Genomic DNA, 19,366 nt, shown 5'->3' on the forward strand with positions numbered 1-19,366 from the left:
TACCAGGATAACTAGATTCTTGTACCAGTCTAGCAGGCTCTCTACACTGTGCCTACCTCCTCCCACAACAAGTACAGGTACAGGCATGAATCCCAACACTTCCTCTACCCTCAGCCCCACGGGCTTATGGGTGCTCCTGGCAGGCATGCTGCTGCCGCAGATTGATTTTTCCATTGTGAATGTGGCGCTGGATTCCATGGCGCAATCGCTACAGGCCAGTCCCTTGCAATTGGCTTTGATGATTGCCCTGTACGGCCTCACGTATGCCGTTGGCTTGGCATTGGGTGGGCGCCTGGGCGACCGCTATGGGCGGCGCCGTGTGTTTTTGTATGGTGTGGCCGTGTTTGGCCTGGCATCGTTGCTCTGTGGCGTGGCGAATTCCATGGGGATGCTGCTGGCTGCCCGCGCATTGCAGGGGGTGGGGGCTGCATTGATCGCTCCGCAGGTGCTGGCGACGATTCATCTCTGCCTGCAAGGCCAAGCTCATTCCCGCGCAGTGGGGTATTACGGCGCAATGGGCGGCTTGTCTTTTGTTTTTGGGCAAGTGGTTGGCGGGGCGCTGGTTTCTGCCGATATTGCCGGGATGGGCTGGCGCAGCGTATTTCTCATTAACATACCGGTAGCATTGTTTCTGTTGGCGTATGCTCCCCGCGTAGTACCCGAAACACACAGCACACAGGCGCGCAGCGTCGATTGGCCCGGCACCGTATTGCTGGCGTTGTTTGTGCTCAGCCTACTGACTCCGCCAGTATTGGGGCCTGTTACGCAATGGAGTTGGCCGAGCTTTGTGATTCTGGCCGCCGCCCCGGTCTTGTTGCTGTTGCTTTGGCGGGTCGAACTTCTCCAGGATGCACGCGGAAAGGCGCCCCTACTGCCCCCAGCACTGTTTGCCATCCGCAGCATTCGCATGGGCTTGAGCGTCGCGGCCCCGTTCTTTGCCTGCTGGAGTGGTTTCATGTTCACCTTGGCCCTGGCGATGCAGTCTGGTGCTGGCTTGAGTCCGCTGCAATCGGGTAACGCCTTTATTGCCTTGGGGTTGGCCTATTTTGTTGGTGCAATGCTAAGCGGCAGAGTGGCGGCGCGCCTGGAAAACCGACTGATGCTGGCACTCGGCTGCGCCATCCAGATGACGGGCTTGATCGCGTTGGTACTGAGTCTGCGGGCTATCTGGCCGCATCCTGGCATCCTGGCCCTGATGCCCTCAACCATCCTAATCGGCTTCGGCCAATCTTTTATCGTCAGCAGTATCTACCGCATTGGCCTCTCTGCCGTTCCAGCCCATCACGCCGGTTCGGCCAGCGCTGTGCTCAACACGGTATTACAGGCAGCCATGGGGATCGGTGCCGCGTTCATGGGGATGATCTTCTCGCAGGTGCTGCATCACACGGGAGATTACTTGCAAGCCATTTGTGGGGTCTTGCTGGTGGAGTTCGGGGTGATGAGCCTGGTGGTGATGCGCACGCTGGCTTATCGACCACGTCTGGCGGCTTGTCCCTCTGCGGGCTGATGATCTGTTCGGATGTACCCACGTCAATGTCATGACGTGGGTACATGCACTGCGCATGGGGTGCCCGAGGTCTACTCGCGCTCAAACGCCCCCAGGTCGGGTGCCGTGCCGAGGAAGCTCAGCCCCACATTTCCACCTTTATTGATGAGCTGGCTGCCGCTTGCAAGACGCAGACTGTTGAGCACGGGCAAACTGCCATCGGGCTGGCGGGCCGCATCCCACCCTGCGGTCGACACGCTTTGAAAATCGGCATCGCTAATCGTCAGGCCCAGATTCCACGAATTGTATTTCATGTCTGCACCGTTGGTATTCAAGAGCGGATAGCTGCCATAGGCGACGTTGTTGCGCAGCGTGCCCAGGTTTACCGCATTGCCGCTAGAGTTGATGCCAAGCATGTTGAAGTCATAATGATTCTTGTAGGCCGTGTTGTTGAAGAAATCATTGGCCAGCGGGTGATGGTTAGCGTAAAAGCCGGATGCTTTGTTCAGGAATGCCACCGATTTGCGTACCGTATGCTTGACGGCATTTGTTACATACTTATTGTCATAGCCTCCGGCCTTGAAGCCATTGCCATTTCCCGCAGAGACAGGGGTGCTTGTGTCCGGCAGATACCCTTGCATCCAGGCCCAGGAATTTTCAATCGTGATGGAAGAATAGGCATTGATCAGATCAAATCCATCATCTGAATTCCACCACGCCCGACAGCCCCGGAACACGTTACCTGGGTTGTCTGCCAAGATGTGGGCGCCGAAGCCATCAGCACTTTGCCCTGCACCGTTTGAGGACTTGGGATCGTAGTTGTGGTGTGAATCGGTATTGAGAATCAGGTTATTGCTCCCGTTCTGGAGGAGAAGCCCGGCTCCCATAATGTGGTGGATATTCAGCTGCTCAAAAATATTGTAGCTGCCTTTGATCCAGACACCCCAGGATTCATGATTCAAATTGTTGTTTTGAGGAACTCCGGTGATTTCCAAGCCCTTCATGTAAATCCAGTTGGCAACCACATTGAAACCTTTTACGCGGCAGTCATCCTTCATCTGGCTGAAATCAAACACCGGGGTTTCACCTGTGTAAGCCCAGTATTGGATGGGCTTGTCTGCCGTACCGCTCTTGTTCAGCGTGATGGCATTTACCACATCGGTTTGGCTGGCACATTTGTTTTGACCAGCTGTGATGACGTAATTTCCCCCACGGATGTACAGCCGGTCACCCGGTTGCAGGCTTTGTTGCGCACGCGCAAACGTCTTCCACGGCGCTTGTACACTGCCGTTGGCGGTGTCGTTACCATCTGTGGCAAGAAAATAGGTTGTAGCCCAACATGCTGAGGTACTGCCAAGCAGCATGCATCCCAAGACAAAAGAAGTACCGAGTTTAAGAAAGTGCATAGTTTCTAGGTATCAGTTTAGTGATAGATCAATCAAAGGGGATAAAACCGAGGTGCTTTAAGAAAAATAAATTTATGAAAATATAATTATTGAATGTGAGTTAAACCAATTATTACTGTTGCGCATTGTCGTCGGGGAGCAGCACGGCGGATGGCGACTTCGGATGCAAGACCGCGCGGTCTCCTTCAAATGTTACGCCAATGATTTGCTTGGTCAGATCGTATCCGGCATGCTTGTTTTCTACCGGCAAGGAATGCGCATCCAAATCAAAAACACGCGCAGCGGCGCACAGGCAGGGTGCCTCATCCGGGGCAGCAGGCGCATCGCTGGTGCATTCGCAACCGGGATAGGCGATGATCTTGTCTGCGGCAATGATAAGCTTCTCACTGAAAAATTCGATTTGCGGGTGTTTTTTTGTTGCAGTGCGCAGATCCAGAAAATCCAGGTAGAGTTGTGAGCCGCTGTAGGACTGGATGATCAGCGTCCCCGTCTTTTTGATGTAGTAGACATCCGTGATCAGTAATGCCTCACTTTTGCCGACTAGGCGGCCTTGGTGGCGGATGAACAAAGGGCTGTCCCAAACGCTTGGGGGCGAGGCTTCCCCGGGGTCCTGCATCTCCAGCGTATAGCCATCTATCGTAGCCCGATAGAGTTGTTTATGCTTGTCAGCCGGGCGGAAGCGGATTTTATCCAGCTCCGCAGCATGGCCCGGGGTGTGCAGGAGCAGCGCCGCAAGGGCCAGGAGAAGCATCTTTTTCATGATAGGCAAAGAAAGTCTCTTGAATGTCAAGCCATGATGGCAGGTGGATATTCCTACTATGTGAATACTACACAATTCGGGCATCCTCTGTGCTTTACCTGATCTACGGTGGCAACACTGGCGGTGGGGAATAGTGGGTGGGCCGCTTCACCTTTCATCCTGAATCCAGTGCATCGCCTGAATGTTGAAAAGGAATATTTTGTCATGCAGAAACCCCGTTTCAAAACCGCACTATTCTTTTGTATTGCCATGATGACATCTCTTTCCGCGTTTGCCGCGTCACCCAACGATCCGTTCCTGTGGCTTGAAGACGTCAGCGGTACGCGCTCGCTGGATTGGGTCAAGGCCCAAAATGCCCTCACCTCAAAGCGTTTCGAGTCGCAGTCCGGCTTTGACACGCTGCGGCAGGACTTGCTGGCGGTGCTGGATAGCCCCACGCGGATTCCCTACGTCACCCGGCTGGGTGACTTCTATTACAACTTCTGGCGGGATGCCACCCATCCCCGTGGCCTTTGGCGACGGACGACGCCCGAGGCGTACCGCCAGGCGCAGCCTGAATGGGAAACTGTGCTGGATCTGGACGAACTGGCCCAGCGCGAAAATGAGAACTGGGTCTGGAAGCATGCGCAATGCCAGCCCCACGCTGGGGCACGTTGCCTGATATCCCTGTCTCGTGGGGGCGGCGATGCGGTGGTGATCCGCGAATTTGATCTGGGCAGCAAGGCGTTTGTGCCTGATGGCTTCATGGTGCCTGAAGGCAAAAGCGAAGTCTCTTGGCAGAGCGAGAATGCGATATTCGTGGGCACCTATTTTGGTGACGGTTCGCTGACGGATTCCGGCTATCCGCGTATCGTCAAACTCTGGCAGCGTGGCACCCCCTTGTCGGCAGCCAGAACTGTGCTGGAGGGCACCGCAAGTGATGTGGCCGTGTCCGCCAGTGTCCAGGAACACCAAGGCACGCGACATGAAATTATTCAGCGTGCAACGAGTTTCTATACCAACGAATACTATCTGCATGAAGGGGAACAGCTTGTGCGTGTGCAGGCTCCCGAAGACGCTGTCATTGATTTTTTTGGCTCGCAACTGCTGATTCGTCTGCGCAAGGACTATGCTGTGGCAGGGGGCGCCACCTATAAGGCTGGCAGCCTGCTGGCCACGGATTTTGCCGCTTTTCAGGGTGGAGAACGCAAGTTCCAGGTGCTCTTTGAGCCAAATGCCGACACGGCGATTGAGAGCCTGTTGCTCACCCGTGACCATGTTGTGCTCAATACGCTTGATAAGGTCAAGGGCCGCCTGATGGAGTATTCATTCGAGGCTGGGCGCTGGACATCCCGCAAGGTAGATGCCCCCGCGTTCGGCAGTCTCGAAATCATCAGTGAGAGTCAAACGGAATCTGATGCAGGGAACGATTATTTCCTCAAGCTCACCGACTTTCTCACGCCAGACTCTCTATATGCCATGCATGCAGGGCAGGATAGCCGCGAACTGCTCAAGCAACGCCCCGCATTTTTCAATGCACAAGGGCTTGAAGTTGTGCAATACGAAGCCAAATCAAAGGATGGCACACAGGTTCCGTACTTCATCGTCAAACCCAAAGGCATGAAATTTGATGGCAAACAGCCGACTTTGCTGTATGGCTACGGCGGCTTTGAAGTATCGCTTACCCCCGCCTATTCTGCCGGGGTCGGCAAGGCATGGCTTGAAAAGGGAGGCGTGTATGTGCTGGCTAACATCCGGGGTGGCGGTGAATTCGGCCCACGCTGGCATGAAGCCGCGCTCAAGGAAAAACGCCAGAATGCCTATGATGATTTCATTGCCGTGGCGCAAGACCTTATTGCCCGCAAAATCACCACGCCAAAGAAGCTCGGCATCATGGGCGGCAGCAACGGCGGGCTACTCATGGGCGTGATGCTCACCGAGCGCCCTGATCTGTTTGGTGCGGTGGTCTGCCAAGTGCCGCTGCTGGATATGCGCCGCTACAACAAGCTGCTCGCAGGCGCATCCTGGATGGGCGAATACGGCAACCCGGACGATCCGGCAGAATGGGCTTACATCAAGCGCTATTCACCGTATCAGAACGTGCGCAAGGGCGTCCACTACCCGAACACGCTTTTTGTGACCTCCACCCGGGATGACCGCGTCCACCCTGGCCACGCCCGCAAGATGATGGCCAGAATGAATGCTTTTGGAATCAAGAATATCTGGTACTACGAAAATACCGAAGGCGGCCACGCAGGTGCCGCCAACAACCAGCAAACTGCACACATGAATGCATTGGCCTATACATTCCTGTGGGAGATGTTGGGCGGACACTAAATCAGAAGGGTGCCATCCGATACGCGTTTGATGTATCGGATGGCACGGTGGAGCATTAATTGATGTGCGTGCTGTGTGGGCGTGAATAAAACCCATTCGGTTGTATTGCTAGTGTCAGGTGCCAATATACTTATTCAGTATGTCATCAAGTCTCTTCTCGTCGGCGTGCCGTATTTTCCCGATGAAGTCGGGCGGGAGTGAGCCATTTTTTGGGAAGTCCATGGAAAGAAGATCATTGATGACGGAATCCAGCCCATCAGGGAATTCCTTGCTTTCACGCAGCGTTTCATCAATGGCTTGCCAAAAAGTGGCACCCTGTTCATAGAACAGATGGTAGAGGCTGCGATCCCCGGCCTGATTCTTTCTATCCAGTTCCAGCAAGCCAAGTTTGTAGTCAGCATCTGGCTTGATGAATTCGGATTTTATGCGTTGAGTTTCTGGACTGCCAGCAATTTTTGCCAAGACATGAAGTGCGTAGTATTGGGCGAGGCTTTCACTGACCCAGTTTGGGAGTGAATTGTTGCGTGTGCGGGTCATGTCGACAAGCTGATGAAACTGTTCGTGTGCTATCACCATCATTGCGCGATATCGATTGATTGATTCATTCGGGTCGTCGTCGATGATGTAATTGGCAACAAAGCTGCGGTGGCCTGCCGCACCGTTGATGCCGCGTAAGCGCTTGTCTATTCCTATCCATACGACCAATACAGATTCTCTGCGGTTTTCAAGCTTGCTTTTCAGCTTTAATATGTCGGATAGAGCTCCTAGCACTTTTGCATGCATGTCGTTCAGTTGGAGTCTTTCCACCAGATCAGTGTTGTCAGAAATGTAATTGACGTCAAGCCCATTGAGTTGAACACGGTTTACGTTGCTTGTGTTGATGACAAAGAACTCGGGCGCACTGGATTCGCTCGGGATTTTCCATGTATCCCCTGTGAGTTTTTTGGCTCCGATGAGCCTGATTGATGGATCGGCAGACTTGATGAAAGAAGCGCTCTTGTCGCCTTTTACTCGCAATAATGAGCTGGGTTCAGACAACAAAGACCAGCCTGGTTTGGGGAGATGGATACTTTGTTGGGTGGAGGCAAGATAGTCGTTGTTCACAATATCGGGCAGATCGACTGTCCAATATATTTCTTTGCATCCGGCCGGGCTGACCCACTCTCCCTCTGCGTTCTGCTTCAAGGGCTTGCCATTGCATCTGGGGCGTGAAACCTGTGATGCCAACCCCCATTCCACTCCTCGGGGGGCGAGCTTGTGCACATGTATGGAGGACTGCAACGTCATACGAATGCTGATCTTGACTGGGTGGTTTTCGACTTTGGTCAGGTAATAAGCAGCGCTGGTTGGCGTGGGAGCGATGACGATCCACAGGATCAGTAGTTTGAGCGCAAGGAATGCGGGTGAGGATCTTGATGTATTTTTTCTGAGCATATCAATGCACCGTGATGCTTGGGATCGTTCAAGTGCTCATGCTATCCGTCAAGGTGTATTTTGAGCTTTTCAATGTACTCGCTTCAGCTTGCAACTACGGAAACTGTTACGCACTTGAAATCTACTGCCACTAAATTGCGAGGGCTCGTGTGCGAGACAGAGCCCTGGCTGGTTATGCCTTGGCCTTAATGCTGCTGGTGAGGCTGCGGCGTATTTGAGTTTGTGTGATTTATGATCACTTTGTGATTCCCGCCTCCCAAGTTCCCCAATTCTTGACAATATCATTGACCAACGCACCACCGACCCGTGCGAGGTTGTGTGTGGCGGGGAGGAAGCCGCCGGAGTCACTCTTGAGCGATTGGTAGGGCGTTTGGCCGGGGTGGGGGCGGTCGAAGTTGGAGCCGGTGCGCAGCACGGCCAGCCGTTGGATGTCGAGCAGGCCCGCCTGGGCGCCGCGTTGCAGGGCGGCGTAGGTGGCGTTGTCTTCTTGCTGGGTGGTGCAGTAGCTGCCTTGGCCGTCGGTCAGCGTGCGGGTCCAGGCGCTGGCATAGTCGCCAAGCAGTTTGCCGTGCCACCAGGTGTCACCGGCCAGGGTGTCGCATTGGGTGACGCGCGGGGGCTGGTTGGCAGGGGCTTTGAGGTAGAGCTTACGGTAGGCGCGGGCTTGGTCGCTGTCTTCCAATTCGGTATTTTTGCTCAGGGCGAGTGCTTTCTGGAGCAGGGCTTCATTGAGTTGGAAGACTTCGGTGCGGTAGTCGAGTTTGGGTTTTTGCCCCGGCCCTGTCGTGCCAACGCCGAAGTAGCCGGTAGGCCAGTTCTTGGGTTTCTCGCGGGCGTCAATTTCGTGCTGGATGCCAAAGTCCACCAGATAGCGCGCCCAGGCGGCGGTGCCGAGGGTGCCTTGCTCGGGGTTGATGCCTGCGATGCCAGCGATCAGGAAGTAGGTTTTGTGCAGGTCGAATTGCGGGTTGAGCACCACGGCAAGCGTGGAAGCGGCGGCGTTGGCGTGGCCCATGCCGGTGGTGAGCAGGCAGACGTCGTCGGTATTACAGCGTAGCGCGGGGTAGTCGGCAGAGAGTCCGGCTACGGGGACTTGCTGGTCGAGCTTGAAGGGGGCGAGCCAGGGTTCGGCTTCGGGGCCGAACATGCTGATGATGAGCACTTTGAGCGGGCGCGGGCTGGGGGTGGCGTCTGCAGCGCGGGCTGCGAGGCTGCCACCGGCCAGACCGAGGCAAAGGAGGGCGGGGGCGAGGCGGCGCGTGATGTGGTGGGCAGTGTTGTGCATGGAGGGCTCCGGTTTGAGTTGGGCCAGGCAAAGAAGGGAGTTTGTGCCAAGTCAGCATAAGAAGGGGGTTGGGATATGTCAATGGCCTGATTGTCTTGGCCGCCTGCGGGGCTGAGGTTGTGCGACGGTGGCTGCATATGCGACAATGCTGCGTGACCACTGGCGCCTGAATGCTGGGCGTGAGTGTCTGGTCTGCCTACCAATCGAATATTTAATCAGGAGAGCAGCATGCAATTCCGAACTCGAACTACAACAACTACTTGTTGAGGTTTGCCGGAGTCGCGCTCGTCCTGTGTGTTGAACGAAGAAGTGCGGCCCCGTCCGCACTTTTTTATTTTTGCTTGAGGCTTTGAAATGCCGAATATCACGCTTCCAGATGGTTCCGTTCGTAGTTTTGATGCACCCGTTTCCGTCGCCCAGGTAGCCGCCTCCATTGGCGCGGGCTTGGCCAAGGCCGCCGTGGCCGGCAAGGTGGATGGGCACGTGGTGGATACTTCCCACGTGATCGGTGGTGACGCCGCTCTGGCGATTGTGACGGAGAAGGATGCTGACGGCCTGGAAGTGATTCGCCACTCCACGGCCCACTTGTTGGCGTATGCGGTGAAGGAACTCTTCCCGGAGGCGCAGGTGACTATTGGGCCGGTGGTGGAGCATGGCTTCTACTATGACTTTGCCTATTCCCGCCCGTTTACCCCGGAAGACCTGGAGGCCATCGAGCGCCGTATGGCTGAGCTGGCGAAGAAGGATATCGCCATCAGCCGCGAGGAATGGGATCGTGACGAAGCGGTGAAGTTCTTCCTTGGCCTGGGTGAGAAGTACAAGGCTGAGCTGATTGGTGCGATTCCCGCCGGGCAAACCATCTCGCTGTACCGCGAGGGCGATTTCATCGACTTGTGTCGTGGCCCGCACGTGCCGTCCACAGGCAAGCTCAAGCACTTCAAGCTGATGAAGGTGGCAGGTGCCTATTGGCGTGGGGATGCGAAGAACGAGCAGTTGCAGCGTATCTATGGCACCGCCTGGGCCAAGAAGGAAGAGCTGGAAGCCTACTTGCACATGCTGGAAGAGGCGGAGAAGCGTGACCACCGCCGAGTGGGCAAGCTGCTGGACCTGTTCCACCTGCAAGACGAAGCGCCGGGCATGGTGTTCTGGCACCCCAAGGGCTGGACGCTGTGGCAGCAGGTGGAGCAGTACATGCGTGCCCGCCTGAATGCATCTGGTTACCAGGAAGTGCGTACCCCGATGGTGATGGACCGTACCCTGTGGGAGAAGTCCGGCCATTGGGATAACTACCGCGACAACATGTTCACCACCGAGTCGGAAAAGCGCGATTACGCCGTGAAGCCGATGAACTGTCCGGGGCACGTGCAGATTTTCAACCATGGTCTGCGCTCTTACCGCGAGCTGCCGTTGCGGCTGGCCGAGTTCGGTTCCTGTCACCGTAACGAACCTTCTGGTGCGTTGCACGGCTTGATGCGTGTGCGTGGTTTTGTGCAGGACGATGCACACATTTTTGCAACTGAAGACCAGATCGAATCCGAAGCCATGGCCTTTGATACGCTGCTGATGAGCGTGTACAAGGACTTCGGCTTTAAGGATGTGGCCGTCAAATTGGCGTTGCGCCCGGAAAAACGTGCCGGTTCCGACGCGGTATGGGACAAGGCCGAAGAGGGCCTGCGTGCTGCGCTGCGCGCCTCCGGCAAGGAATGGGAAGAGCTGCCCGGCGAGGGCGCCTTCTACGGCCCGAAGGTGGAATACCACATCAAGGATGCGCTGGGGCGCTCCTGGCAGTGCGGCACGATCCAACTGGACTTCGTGTTGCCCGAACGGCTAGGGGCCGAGTATGTAGCGGAAGACAATACCCGTAAGCGCCCGGTGATGTTGCACCGCGCGATTCTGGGTTCGCTGGAGCGTTTCCTGGGGATTCTCATCGAAAACCACGGTGGCGCCTTCCCGATGTGGCTGGCCCCGCTGCAGGCGGTGGTGCTGAATATCTCTGAAGCACAGGGCGAATATGTGGCCGATTTGACCCAAAAGCTGCGCGAAGCAGGCTTCCGCGTTGAAGCAGATTTGCGGAATGAGAAAATTAACTATAAAATCCGAGAACATAGCTTGCAGAAGCTGCCCTACCTGCTTGTTGTCGGCGACAAGGAAAAAGAAGCTGGCAAGGTCGCGGTAAGAGTGCGCGGCGGTCAGGATCTGGGGCAAATGTCCATTGCAGAACTGGTTGAGCGTTGGCAACGCGAAGTAGTCAGTCGCGGCGCTGAGGCTTAGTTTTTTTAATTTTTAGGAGATTGTTACCATCGCTCAGGAAAAGAACGCACATCGTATCAACCGGGAAATTGGTGTTCCCGAGGTACGATTGGTAGGCGAAGACAGCGAACAACTTGGTGTTGTCCCAACCTCTCAGGCTTTGGCCATGGCAGAGGAAGCAGGAGTGGATCTGGTGGAAATTGCGCCTCAGGCCAAACCACCGGTTTGCCGTCTGATGGACTATGGCAAGTTCAAGTACCAAGAGCAGAAGCGGGCTCACGAAGCCAAGCTCAAGCAAAAGCAGATCCAGGTGAAGGAAGTGAAACTTCGCCCGGGTACTGATGAAAACGATTACCAGATCAAGATGCGCAACATGACGCGCTTCCTGGAAGAAGGCGACAAGGTCAAGGTGACCCTGCGTTACCGTGGCCGTGAAATGGCCCACCAGGAATTTGGTATTCGCCAGCTTGAGCGCATCAAGGCCGATTTGGTTGAGCTCGCAGTGGTGGAACAGTTTCCCAAGCTGGAAGGGCGCCAACTCATCATGGTGATTGCGCCCAAGAAGAAGGTTTGATTCGATTTCTGCGGCTACCGCAAGGTAGCCGCGAAAAGGGGCGCAGCAGCCCTGGTTGTATTTGCTGCAAAACAAGTGGTGCCCTGGTAGTTAAAGCACTCCGATAAGGAGTCACCGGGTTCCGCATCTAATATCTGTTGGAGTTTTTATGCCGAAGATGAAAACCAAGAGCGGCGCCAAGAAGCGCTTCAAGGTTCGCTCTGGTGGTAGTGTTAAGCGCGGTCAAGCGTTCAAGCGCCACATCCTGACCAAGAAGACCACCAAGGCCAAGCGCCATTTGCGTGGTATGACCGGTGTTCATGACACCGATACGGCACGCGTTCACGCGATGATGCCTTACGCTTGATTAGGAAGGAGATAGAACATGCCTCGCGTTAAACGTGGTGTAACGGCTCGCGCCCGTCACAAAAAAGTCCTCGACAAGGCCAAGGGTTACCGTGGCCGCCGTAAGAACGTATACCGCATCGCCAAAGAAGCGGTGATGAAGGCCGGGCAATACGCCTATCGTGACCGTCGTCAACGCAAGCGTCAGTTCCGTGCTCTGTGGATTGCGCGTATCAACGCAGCTTCCCGTGAGCTGGGCCTGACCTACAGCCGCTTCATGAACGGCCTGAAGAAGGCTGCCATTGAAGTCGACCGCAAGGTGCTGGCTGATCTGGCGGTGTTTGACAAGCCCGCATTTGCTGCTCTGGCCAATCAAGCCAAAGCGCAACTCGGTGCCTGATCTGCGCTGTTAGATGAAAAGGAGGCACATGCCTCCTTTTTTTTGCTTTTGAAACCATAACAAAATGATTCTGGCTGTCTGGCCCGTGCCGATGTTGAAGCTGGCACGCCAAGGGGCTGGTGGATTGTTCCAGTTCATTTTGTTAAGGCTTCTTGAAGATCTGTTTTCCCAGGCCCGCATCGTGCGTGGCCCGTTTCAAAACTGACTGTGGGTGTAGGCGTGAATAACCTCGATCAACTGCTCAAGGACGCCGCCGCCGCATTTGCCGCGGCGACCGACATCAACGCGCTGGAGCAGGTCAAGGCCAAGTTCCTTGGCAAAAGCGGCAGCGTGACCGAATTACTCAAAGGGCTGGCCAAGCTGGACCCGGAGGCGCGCAAGGAAGCTGGCGCGCTCATCAACCGCTGCAAGAAGGGGGTTGAGGATTTCCTCGAAGCCCGCCGCGAAGCCCTGCGCACCGCGCAGCTCGAAGCACAGCTTGCCGCTGAGGCGCTGGATGTGACCCTGCCCGGGCGTGGCATGGGCACGGGTGGTCTGCACCCGGTGGTGCGCACACAGGAGCGTTTTGAAACCCTGTTCCGCTCCATCGGTTTCGAAGTGGCTGAAGGCCCGGAAATTGAAGAAGACTGGTTCAACTTCACCGCGCTGAACACGCCGGACAATCACCCCGCACGCTCCATGCATGACACCTTCTACATTGAAGGTGCCAAGGATGTGCTGCTGCGCACGCACACGAGCCCGGTACAGATCCGTGCCATGAAGGCTCACGTTGCCAGGTATGCCAATGCTGAGAGCATGCCTGAGCTGCGCATCATTGCTCCTGGGCGCGTATACCGTGTGGATTCGGATGCCACCCACTCCCCGATGTTCCATCAGGTAGAAGGCTTGTGGGTGGGGGAAGACATCAGCTTTGCAGGCTTGAAGGGCGTGATCGTCGACTTCCTGCAACGCTTCTTTGAAACCGATGAAATGCAGGTGCGTTTCCGCCCCTCTTTCTTCCCGTTCACCGAGCCTTCCGCCGAAATCGACTTCGCCTTCATGAGCGGGCCGAACAAGGGCCGCTGGCTGGAAATCGCCGGTTGCGGCATGGTGCACCCGAACGTGCTCAAGCACGGCGGCATTGATGCACAACGCTATACCGGTTTTGCATTTGGCATGGGTCTGGATCGCCTGACGATGCTGCGTTACGGCGTCAACGATCTGCGTCTGTTCTTCGAGAACGACCAACGCTTCCTTGCCCAATTCCAGGATTGATCGATCATGCAATTCTCTGAAAGCTGGCTTCGCGCCATGTGTAATCCTCCGCTCGCGTCGGAGGAACTATGTCACCTGCTTACCATGGCAGGTCTTGAGGTTGAAGAGGTTGAGTCCGTCGCCCCCCCGTTTACCGGTGTGGTGGTCGCGCAGATCGTCTCTTTTGAAAAGCATCCGAACGCCGACAAGCTCAAGGTTTGCCGTGTGGATGCAGGGCAGGGCGAGTTGCTGCAGATTGTGTGCGGCGCCCCCAATGTGGTCGTCGGCATGAAAGCCCCGTGTGCGCTGGTCGGTGCCAAGCTGCCTGAATTCCAGATCAAGCCCGCCAAGCTGCGCGGCGTGGAATCGTTTGGCATGATGTGCGCAGCTGATGAACTCGGCATATCGCAGGATCACGCTGGCCTTATGGTGTTGCCGGAAGATGCCCCCGTGGGCACTAATCTGCGTGAATACCTCCAGCTTGATGATCAAAAGATCACCATCAAGCTCACCCCGAATCGTGCGGATTGCCTCAGCCTGACTGGCATTGCCCGCGAACTGGCGGCTCTTACCGGCGCGCCCGCCGAGTTTGTCGAGCCACTGAATACCCCGGCGGTGCATGAACACAAGCGCCAGATCGCCCTGGATGCACCTGAAGCCTGCCCGCGTTACTGCGGCCGTATCATCACCGGTGTCAATGCCAAGGCGCCCACACCCGACTGGATGCGCCAGCGCCTGGAGCGCTGTGGGGTGCGTTCAATCAGCGCCATTGTCGACATCACCAACTATGCGATGCTCGAATTGGGCCAACCCCTGCACGCATTCGATAACGACACGCTGCAAGGAGCTATCCACGTGCGCTGGCCGAAATCCGGCGAAAAGATTACGCTCCTCAATGGCCAGGAAGTCGAACCTGCTGCCAATATGCTGCTGATTGCCGACGAGGCCCGCCCGCTTGCGTTGGCAGGCGTCATGGGCGGCGAGGGTAGCGGCGTGACAGATGAGACGCAGAACGTCTTCATCGAATCCGCCTTCTTCCAGCCTGACGCCATCGTGGGCCGCGCCCGTGTGTTGGGCTTCTCTTCGGATGCCTCGCATCGCTACGAGCGCGGCGTCGACTTCGCCCTTGCTCCGCGAGCCATGGCCCGCGCCACCCAACTTATTATCGATCTGTGTGGTGGCGAGGCGGGGCCCGTGGTTGACGTCGTGGCGACAGAGCAGCTTCCCAGCCGCCACAGCGTGGATTTCCGCCCGGCCCGTGCCCGCAAAGTACTCGGCTTTGAAATCAGCGACGAAGCCATGCAAACCTCGCTGCAACGCCTGGGTATGCAGGTGGATGCAGTGGGCGGCGTGATGCGCGTCACCCCGCCGAGCTACCGTTTCGATATCGAGATCGAAGAAGACCTCATCGAAGAAGTTGCCCGTGTGTATGGTTACGACAACATCCAGCCGCTGCCGCCCAAAGGTCCAGCCAAGATGCTCGCCAGCACCGAAACCCTGCGCCCCGTGCATCGCCTGCGCCGCCAGATTGCTGCCCGCGACTATCAGGAAGTCATCAGTTACGCCTTCGTGGACGAAGCATGGGAGCGCGATTTTGCTGCCAATGCTGACCCCATCAAGCTCGCCAACCCCATCGCCAGCCAGATGGGCGTGATGCGCTCCAGTCTGCTCGGTGGTCTGGTTGGTGCCCTGGCGACCAACGTTCGCCGCCGTGCGAGCCGTGTGCGCCTGTTTGAAGTCGGGCGCTGCTTTGCCAAAACCCAGGCAGAGAACGCAGTGCGGGGCTACGCCCAACCCATGCGCGTGGCTGCACTTGCCTGGGGATACGCTGCTGTTGAGCAATGGGGGCAAGCCGCTCGTCGCGTAGACTTTTACGACATCAAGCGAGATGTGGAAGTATTACTGGGCGAACAAGCCAGCTTCCAACGTGCCACTCACTCCGCGCTTCACCCGGGGCGTTGCGCGCAGATCCTGCTTGAAGGCAAGGTTGTTGGTTATATGGGTGAATTGCACCCGGCACTGGTACAAAAGTACGATCTGACGACAGCACCTGTTGTTTTTGAACTGGAACTGGACGCAGCACTGATCAGCAAGGTACCCCAGTACCAGGAAATCTCGCGGCAGCAATCTGTCTCACGAGACTTGGCACTGGTCGTCCAAAGCACCGTCAGCGCCCAGCAAGTGCTGGAAACTTTGACGTGTGCCGGTGGTCAGAACGTCCGTGCAATCGAAATCTTTGACGTCTATACAGGCAAGGGTATCGATCCAGACCAAAAAAGCATCGCCTTGCGTGTAAGCTTGCAACACAGCGACCGCACCTTGGAAGAAGCAGAAATCGAAAACTCGATGCAGACCCTCGTGGCTGCCGCACAAACCAATCTGGGTGCCCGCTTGCGGGGATAAGGGCAAACTCACATGACACTCACCAAAGCAGAACTGGCAGAGCTTTTGTTTGAACGCGTCGGGCTCAACAAGCGCGAAGCCAAAGACATGGTTGAAGCCTTCTTCGAAGAAATTCGCAACGCACTGGAACGCGGAGACGATGTCAAACTCTCCGGCTTTGGCAACTTCCAGTTGCGTGACAAACCACAGCGCCCTGGGCGCAACCCGAAGACCGGCGAAGAAATCCCCATTACGGCCCGGCGCGTAGTAACCTTTCATGCCAGCCAGAAACTGAAAACCGCAGTCGAGCAATTGAGCGATGGAAAGCAACCAGCTTGAAGATGTGAGCGAACTGCCTCCGATCCCCGCCAAACGGTACTTCACCATTGGCGAGGTGAGCGAGCTATGTGGCGTCAAACCCCACGTACTCCGCTATTGGGAGCAGGAATTCACCCAGCTCAAACCCGTCAAGCGTCGCGGCAACCGCCGCTACTACCAGCACCACGAAGTGCTGTTGGTGCGGCGCATCCGCGAACTACTCTACCGCGAAGGTTTTACCATCAGCGGCGCACGCAATCGCCTGGAGGAATACCAGGTGCTCAAGCGTGAAACCGAGGAAATTGTCGAAAACAGCCAAGCCAACATCGCCCAGATTCGCAAGAGCCTTACGGCCTTGTTGGCTTACCTTAAAAGTTGAAGGCACCTGAACAAAAAGCTGGTATTTCTTAAAAAAACTGCTATAATTCTTTTCTCAGTCGGGGCGTAGCGCAGCCTGGTAGCGCACTTGCATGGGGTGCAAGGGGTCGCGAGTTCGAATCCCGCCGCCCCGACCAATAGAATCAAACAGTTAGGCCAATCTTCGGATTGGCCTTTTTGTTTTTGTTAGCCGAGTATTAGCCGCAGCGGCTAATATTAAAATGCTTTCTTCATTTTTTGGGGGTCGGTGTAACGCGGCGCCAGTTTTGGCACCCATTTGCGTTAATTTTGGCACTTCACAGCTAGCAAGGAACGCGTTCGATTTGCGCGTTAATTGTCATCCCCCTGCAACGCAAGCAGCACCAAGAAACGACTCACAACAACCGCAAACCGTCAGCAAAAAGCGTGTAAGCTAAATCGGTAGTTATAAGGGCCTCCAAGTAGGCACTCCTGTTGGCGGCAAAGCTATTCTTCGATTTGCAGGGAATAACGATTGGGAACTCGAACCGCGCGCTTCACTTTTACATTCGGGGCATGAGCCTGAACTAGACTGTTCACCTTCCCGAAGTCCCCTTGGCATCCGACAATCACGGACACCAAAGCACCCTTCGAGAGCTTTAGGAATCCATCGTCGGTCATCAATGTGTCTGTGCCTATGGCGCGCTTTCGCTCTTGGGCAATGATCCTGCATTCCTTTTCGTAACACCATGGTTCGGCTTTGGCGAGAAGCATATGAAGCACGTCGGCATTCTCGTGGCTGTACAGTTTCATGACCGGAAACTCTTCCAGATACTCGCACGGCAATGCGGTACACATGACATCATTGCGTAAGCTGAACTCCAAGCATATACCCTTATGGCTGTCTGCATAGTGAGCCCACATGAGAAGGTTCCCCACATCTGGGCCCAAGCAATAGACACGATACCTCTGGAGAGTCTCTGCCACGAAGGATCGTGATATTTTCATTACCAAATCTTTCGCTCGGGCAGGATCGCCCCTGAGTGTATCCTTCATCGACTCGATGTCCGATTCGGACATCGGGGAATGGCGGCGGCAGATGGAGGCGGCCCATTCGATGTGCTTTTCGTTCTCCTCCGGGTCGCAGAGGATTTTAGTGTTAAAGAACGGCTTGCAGTCCCAGGGATCGTTGAAGTGCTCTGGGCTTGAGCAGTAAATCACGAGGTCCTTCAGCGTTCTGGTAAGGCGTTCCTCGTTGAACGACTGCCAGTGGTACAGCACGCGGTATCCTTTCTCGAAAGCTGTGGCTGCCATCTGAATTCCTCCGTGCGAGACGGGCAATGCTACTCGCTTGGATGAAAACTATGCTGAATACGAGGGGTTATCAGCCCACTCTTGCCGGGCGATGTGATTTGGCATGTGGCGTGAGTAAGCTGGGTTTTATGGGATAGATGGCATGGCTTGAGAGAGTTGGAAGATCATAGGCCTGAGGATAGCTGCCTGCACCTTAATGAGAGCATTGGCCAGATCGTATAGTTCGTCAGGTTTGACTACACGATCAGGGGTATTACGACGACCAGACCTTAAAGTGTCGGTCCGATTAAAATTTGCGTAGATTCGCCCATGAATGACCTCATTTCGCCATTGGAGTAGTTGTCTTGAGGTCTCTAAGTCGGCAAGCAGATCGTCCCGATAATCGAACTGTAGCCCAGTCACCAATCGTTTGGCCTTTTCGATCTTTCGGCTCGTGGGCCAGCGTTGCTCGATTTCTGGAAATGGTTCGATGGGCTCAAGCCTAAACAGTAGATTATCAATCTGCTCTTCAAGGTAAGCCGCGTAGAGAGCCACAAATCCCAAACCACGAACTACGTCGCCGTCGTTTTTTAATGGCATAGTTGCTCCTCAGCTCCATGAAGTCAACAATGATGAAAGCACAATTTTGACAGTGGATTGAACGACTGCTTTTGGCGTTTATCCCTGACCACCACTGAGCCGATTGCTGCCAAACAATGCCCATCAAAGCGACATCATAGCAGCAGCACCGTATCCAGTTGAAGCAGCACTGAGGGGCAAAGGGATCAGAGCAGATCCCCAAATACCTGCGGTTCCCAATTGGCAATCACCAGTTCCCGGCTGGTTTTAGGGGTGCCGTGGGCGTTGGCCGTCGCATATTTGATGTCCAGTCCCTCCATCCAGAAACCGTCGAAAGCGGCCCGAATGTCGGGGTGGTCGTTGATGCTGACCATCACTTTGCCCTTGCAGCTGCGCATGGTTTGCGCCAGTTGTGTGTACTGGTCGAAGTCGAACGGAACCCCATAGCCTTCGGTTTGCCAGTAAGGCGGGTCCGCGTAGAAGAAGGTGTGCGCCCGGTCATAACGCTTGAAGCAGTCCTGCCAGGATAGGTGTTCAACATACGTCCCTGCAAGGCGCAGATGGGCCGCACTCAGGTTTTCTTCTATGCGGCATAGGTTGATCGCTGGCCCGGTGGTGGCGGTGCCGAAGGATTGCCCCTGCACTTTGCCGCCGAAGGCATGCTGCTGCAAATAGTAAAAGCGGGCGGCCCGCTGGATGTCCGTCAAGGATTCGGTGGACTGATTTTGCATCCACTTAAATACTTGCCGACTGGTGATCGCCCACTTGAACTGGCGCACGAACTCTTCCATGTGATGCTGCACCACGCGGTACAGATTCACCAGTTCGCCATTCACATCATTGAGTACCTCGGTGCCTGCGGGCACCGGGCGCAGGAAGTACAGTGCAGCACCTCCACAGAACAATTCCACATAGCATTCATGCGGCGGGAATAGCGGCAACAATCTATCAGCCAAGCGTCGTTTGCCGCCTAGCCAGGGAATGATCGGA

The 19,366-nt window shown here is 55.7% G+C and carries 17 protein-coding genes and 1 tRNA gene; 11 read left to right on the plus strand and 7 right to left on the minus strand.

What is annotated here, in order from left to right; genetic code table 11:
• Positions 1 to 85 precede the first annotated feature (85 nt).
• The gene (locus B145_RS0122535; RefSeq protein ID WP_018610443.1) at positions 86 to 1,507 is read left to right on the plus strand and encodes an MFS transporter; all 1,422 of its coding nucleotides are present in this window, start codon (positions 86 to 88) and stop codon (positions 1,505 to 1,507) included.
• Positions 1,508 to 1,578: 71 nt separating this feature from the next.
• Here the strand turns inward: B145_RS0122535 and pelN are convergent, their stop codons facing one another.
• Together pelN and B145_RS0122545 are read right to left on the minus strand one after the other, a co-directional pair.
• Positions 1,579 to 2,892 carry a pectate lyase PelN gene (gene pelN, locus B145_RS0122540; protein WP_026259403.1) on the minus strand — a complete coding sequence of 438 codons (1,314 nt, stop codon included), beginning with the start codon at positions 2,890 to 2,892 and terminating at the stop codon, positions 1,579 to 1,581.
• A gap of 112 nt (positions 2,893 to 3,004) precedes the next feature.
• A complete protein-coding gene (locus tag B145_RS0122545; protein WP_018610445.1) occupies positions 3,005 to 3,652 on the minus strand; it encodes a hypothetical protein in 648 nt (215 codons plus the stop codon).
• Between the two features lie 204 nt (positions 3,653 to 3,856).
• On the opposite strand from B145_RS0122545, the gene B145_RS0122550 reads away from it, so the two are divergent.
• Complete coding sequence (locus B145_RS0122550; RefSeq protein ID WP_083917859.1) at positions 3,857 to 5,968, plus strand: prolyl oligopeptidase family serine peptidase; 2,112 nt, start codon at positions 3,857 to 3,859, stop codon at positions 5,966 to 5,968.
• Between the two features lie 114 nt (positions 5,969 to 6,082).
• On the opposite strand, the gene B145_RS0122555 is transcribed toward B145_RS0122550, so the two are convergent.
• Positions 6,083 to 7,153, minus strand: coding sequence for a hypothetical protein (locus tag B145_RS0122555; protein ID WP_169558567.1), 1,071 nt, complete (start codon positions 7,151 to 7,153; stop codon positions 6,083 to 6,085).
• A 484-nt stretch (positions 7,154 to 7,637) separates the two neighbouring features.
• Entirely contained in the window at positions 7,638 to 8,687 is a 1,050-nt protein-coding gene (locus tag B145_RS0122560; protein WP_018610448.1) for a purine-nucleoside phosphorylase, read from the minus strand.
• A gap of 354 nt (positions 8,688 to 9,041) precedes the next feature.
• On the opposite strand from B145_RS0122560, the gene thrS reads away from it, so the two are divergent.
• The 9 genes from thrS to B145_RS0122610 all read left to right on the plus strand — a co-directional run bounded on the left by thrS (position 9,042) and on the right by B145_RS0122610 (position 16,683).
• Positions 9,042 to 10,958: a threonine--tRNA ligase gene (gene thrS / locus B145_RS0122565; protein ID WP_018610449.1), complete on the plus strand. Its 1,917-nt coding sequence runs from the start codon at positions 9,042 to 9,044 to the stop codon at positions 10,956 to 10,958.
• Positions 10,959 to 10,986: 28 nt separating this feature from the next.
• A complete protein-coding gene (gene infC / locus B145_RS26760; RefSeq protein ID WP_026259406.1) occupies positions 10,987 to 11,511 on the plus strand; it encodes a translation initiation factor IF-3 in 525 nt (174 codons plus the stop codon).
• 148 nt (positions 11,512 to 11,659) lie between these two features.
• Positions 11,660 to 11,857, plus strand: a complete 198-nt coding sequence (rpmI, locus tag B145_RS0122575) for a 50S ribosomal protein L35 (RefSeq protein WP_018610451.1) — start codon at positions 11,660 to 11,662, stop codon at positions 11,855 to 11,857.
• A gap of 18 nt (positions 11,858 to 11,875) precedes the next feature.
• On the plus strand, positions 11,876 to 12,235 hold the full coding sequence (rplT, locus tag B145_RS0122580) for a 50S ribosomal protein L20 (protein WP_018610452.1): 360 nt from the start codon (positions 11,876 to 11,878) through the stop codon (positions 12,233 to 12,235).
• A gap of 219 nt (positions 12,236 to 12,454) precedes the next feature.
• Complete coding sequence (gene pheS, locus B145_RS0122590) at positions 12,455 to 13,489, plus strand: phenylalanine--tRNA ligase subunit alpha (protein ID WP_026259407.1); 1,035 nt, start codon at positions 12,455 to 12,457, stop codon at positions 13,487 to 13,489.
• Between the two features lie 6 nt (positions 13,490 to 13,495).
• Positions 13,496 to 15,871 carry a phenylalanine--tRNA ligase subunit beta gene (gene pheT, locus B145_RS0122595; RefSeq protein WP_026259408.1) on the plus strand — a complete coding sequence of 792 codons (2,376 nt, stop codon included), beginning with the start codon at positions 13,496 to 13,498 and terminating at the stop codon, positions 15,869 to 15,871.
• 12 nt (positions 15,872 to 15,883) lie between these two features.
• Positions 15,884 to 16,189, plus strand: a complete 306-nt coding sequence (locus B145_RS0122600) for an integration host factor subunit alpha (RefSeq protein ID WP_018610456.1) — start codon at positions 15,884 to 15,886, stop codon at positions 16,187 to 16,189.
• Positions 16,170 to 16,547, plus strand: coding sequence for a MerR family transcriptional regulator (locus tag B145_RS0122605; protein ID WP_018610457.1), 378 nt, complete (start codon positions 16,170 to 16,172; stop codon positions 16,545 to 16,547). Before B145_RS0122600 ends, B145_RS0122605 begins: the two co-directional genes overlap by 20 nt.
• Positions 16,548 to 16,606: 59 nt before the next feature.
• Positions 16,607 to 16,683 (plus strand) — tRNA-Pro (locus B145_RS0122610).
• Between the two features lie 328 nt (positions 16,684 to 17,011).
• Here B145_RS0122610 and B145_RS0122615 read toward each other — a convergent pair.
• The 3 genes from B145_RS0122615 to B145_RS0122625 form a co-directional block, all read right to left on the minus strand.
• Positions 17,012 to 17,818: a DUF2971 domain-containing protein gene (locus tag B145_RS0122615; protein WP_018610458.1), complete on the minus strand. Its 807-nt coding sequence runs from the start codon at positions 17,816 to 17,818 to the stop codon at positions 17,012 to 17,014.
• 126 nt (positions 17,819 to 17,944) lie between these two features.
• Positions 17,945 to 18,397, minus strand: a complete 453-nt coding sequence (locus tag B145_RS0122620; protein WP_018610459.1) for a hypothetical protein — start codon at positions 18,395 to 18,397, stop codon at positions 17,945 to 17,947.
• Between the two features lie 185 nt (positions 18,398 to 18,582).
• A partial coding sequence (locus B145_RS0122625; RefSeq protein ID WP_018610460.1) for a DNA adenine methylase occupies positions 18,583 to 19,366 on the minus strand: 784 nt, incomplete at its 5' end.

This window comes from Uliginosibacterium gangwonense DSM 18521 (genome assembly GCF_000373965.1).
Classification (GTDB): domain Bacteria; phylum Pseudomonadota; class Gammaproteobacteria; order Burkholderiales; family Rhodocyclaceae; genus Uliginosibacterium; species Uliginosibacterium gangwonense.

What these genes read in the sequence shown, in the direction of transcription:
- thrS (WP_018610449.1), top strand. Translation starts at nt 9,042, where the DNA reads ATGCCGAATATCACGCTTCCAGATGGTTCCGTTCGTAGTTTTGATGCA.
- B145_RS0122550 (WP_083917859.1), top strand. Translation starts at nt 3,857, where the DNA reads ATGCAGAAACCCCGTTTCAAAACCGCACTATTCTTTTGTATTGCCATG.
- B145_RS0122545 (WP_018610445.1), bottom strand. Translation starts at nt 3,652, where the DNA reads ATGAAAAAGATGCTTCTCCTGGCCCTTGCGGCGCTGCTCCTGCACACC.
- B145_RS0122600 (WP_018610456.1), top strand. Translation starts at nt 15,884, where the DNA reads ATGACACTCACCAAAGCAGAACTGGCAGAGCTTTTGTTTGAACGCGTC.
- rplT (WP_018610452.1), top strand. Translation starts at nt 11,876, where the DNA reads ATGCCTCGCGTTAAACGTGGTGTAACGGCTCGCGCCCGTCACAAAAAA.
- B145_RS0122605 (WP_018610457.1), top strand. Translation starts at nt 16,170, where the DNA reads ATGGAAAGCAACCAGCTTGAAGATGTGAGCGAACTGCCTCCGATCCCC.
- B145_RS0122620 (WP_018610459.1), bottom strand. Translation starts at nt 18,397, where the DNA reads ATGCCATTAAAAAACGACGGCGACGTAGTTCGTGGTTTGGGATTTGTG.
- pheT (WP_026259408.1), top strand. Translation starts at nt 13,496, where the DNA reads ATGCAATTCTCTGAAAGCTGGCTTCGCGCCATGTGTAATCCTCCGCTC.
- pelN (WP_026259403.1), bottom strand. Translation starts at nt 2,892, where the DNA reads ATGCACTTTCTTAAACTCGGTACTTCTTTTGTCTTGGGATGCATGCTG.
- B145_RS0122615 (WP_018610458.1), bottom strand. Translation starts at nt 17,818, where the DNA reads ATGGCAGCCACAGCTTTCGAGAAAGGATACCGCGTGCTGTACCACTGG.
- rpmI (WP_018610451.1), top strand. Translation starts at nt 11,660, where the DNA reads ATGCCGAAGATGAAAACCAAGAGCGGCGCCAAGAAGCGCTTCAAGGTT.
- B145_RS0122535 (WP_018610443.1), top strand. Translation starts at nt 86, where the DNA reads ATGAATCCCAACACTTCCTCTACCCTCAGCCCCACGGGCTTATGGGTG.
- B145_RS0122560 (WP_018610448.1), bottom strand. Translation starts at nt 8,687, where the DNA reads ATGCACAACACTGCCCACCACATCACGCGCCGCCTCGCCCCCGCCCTC.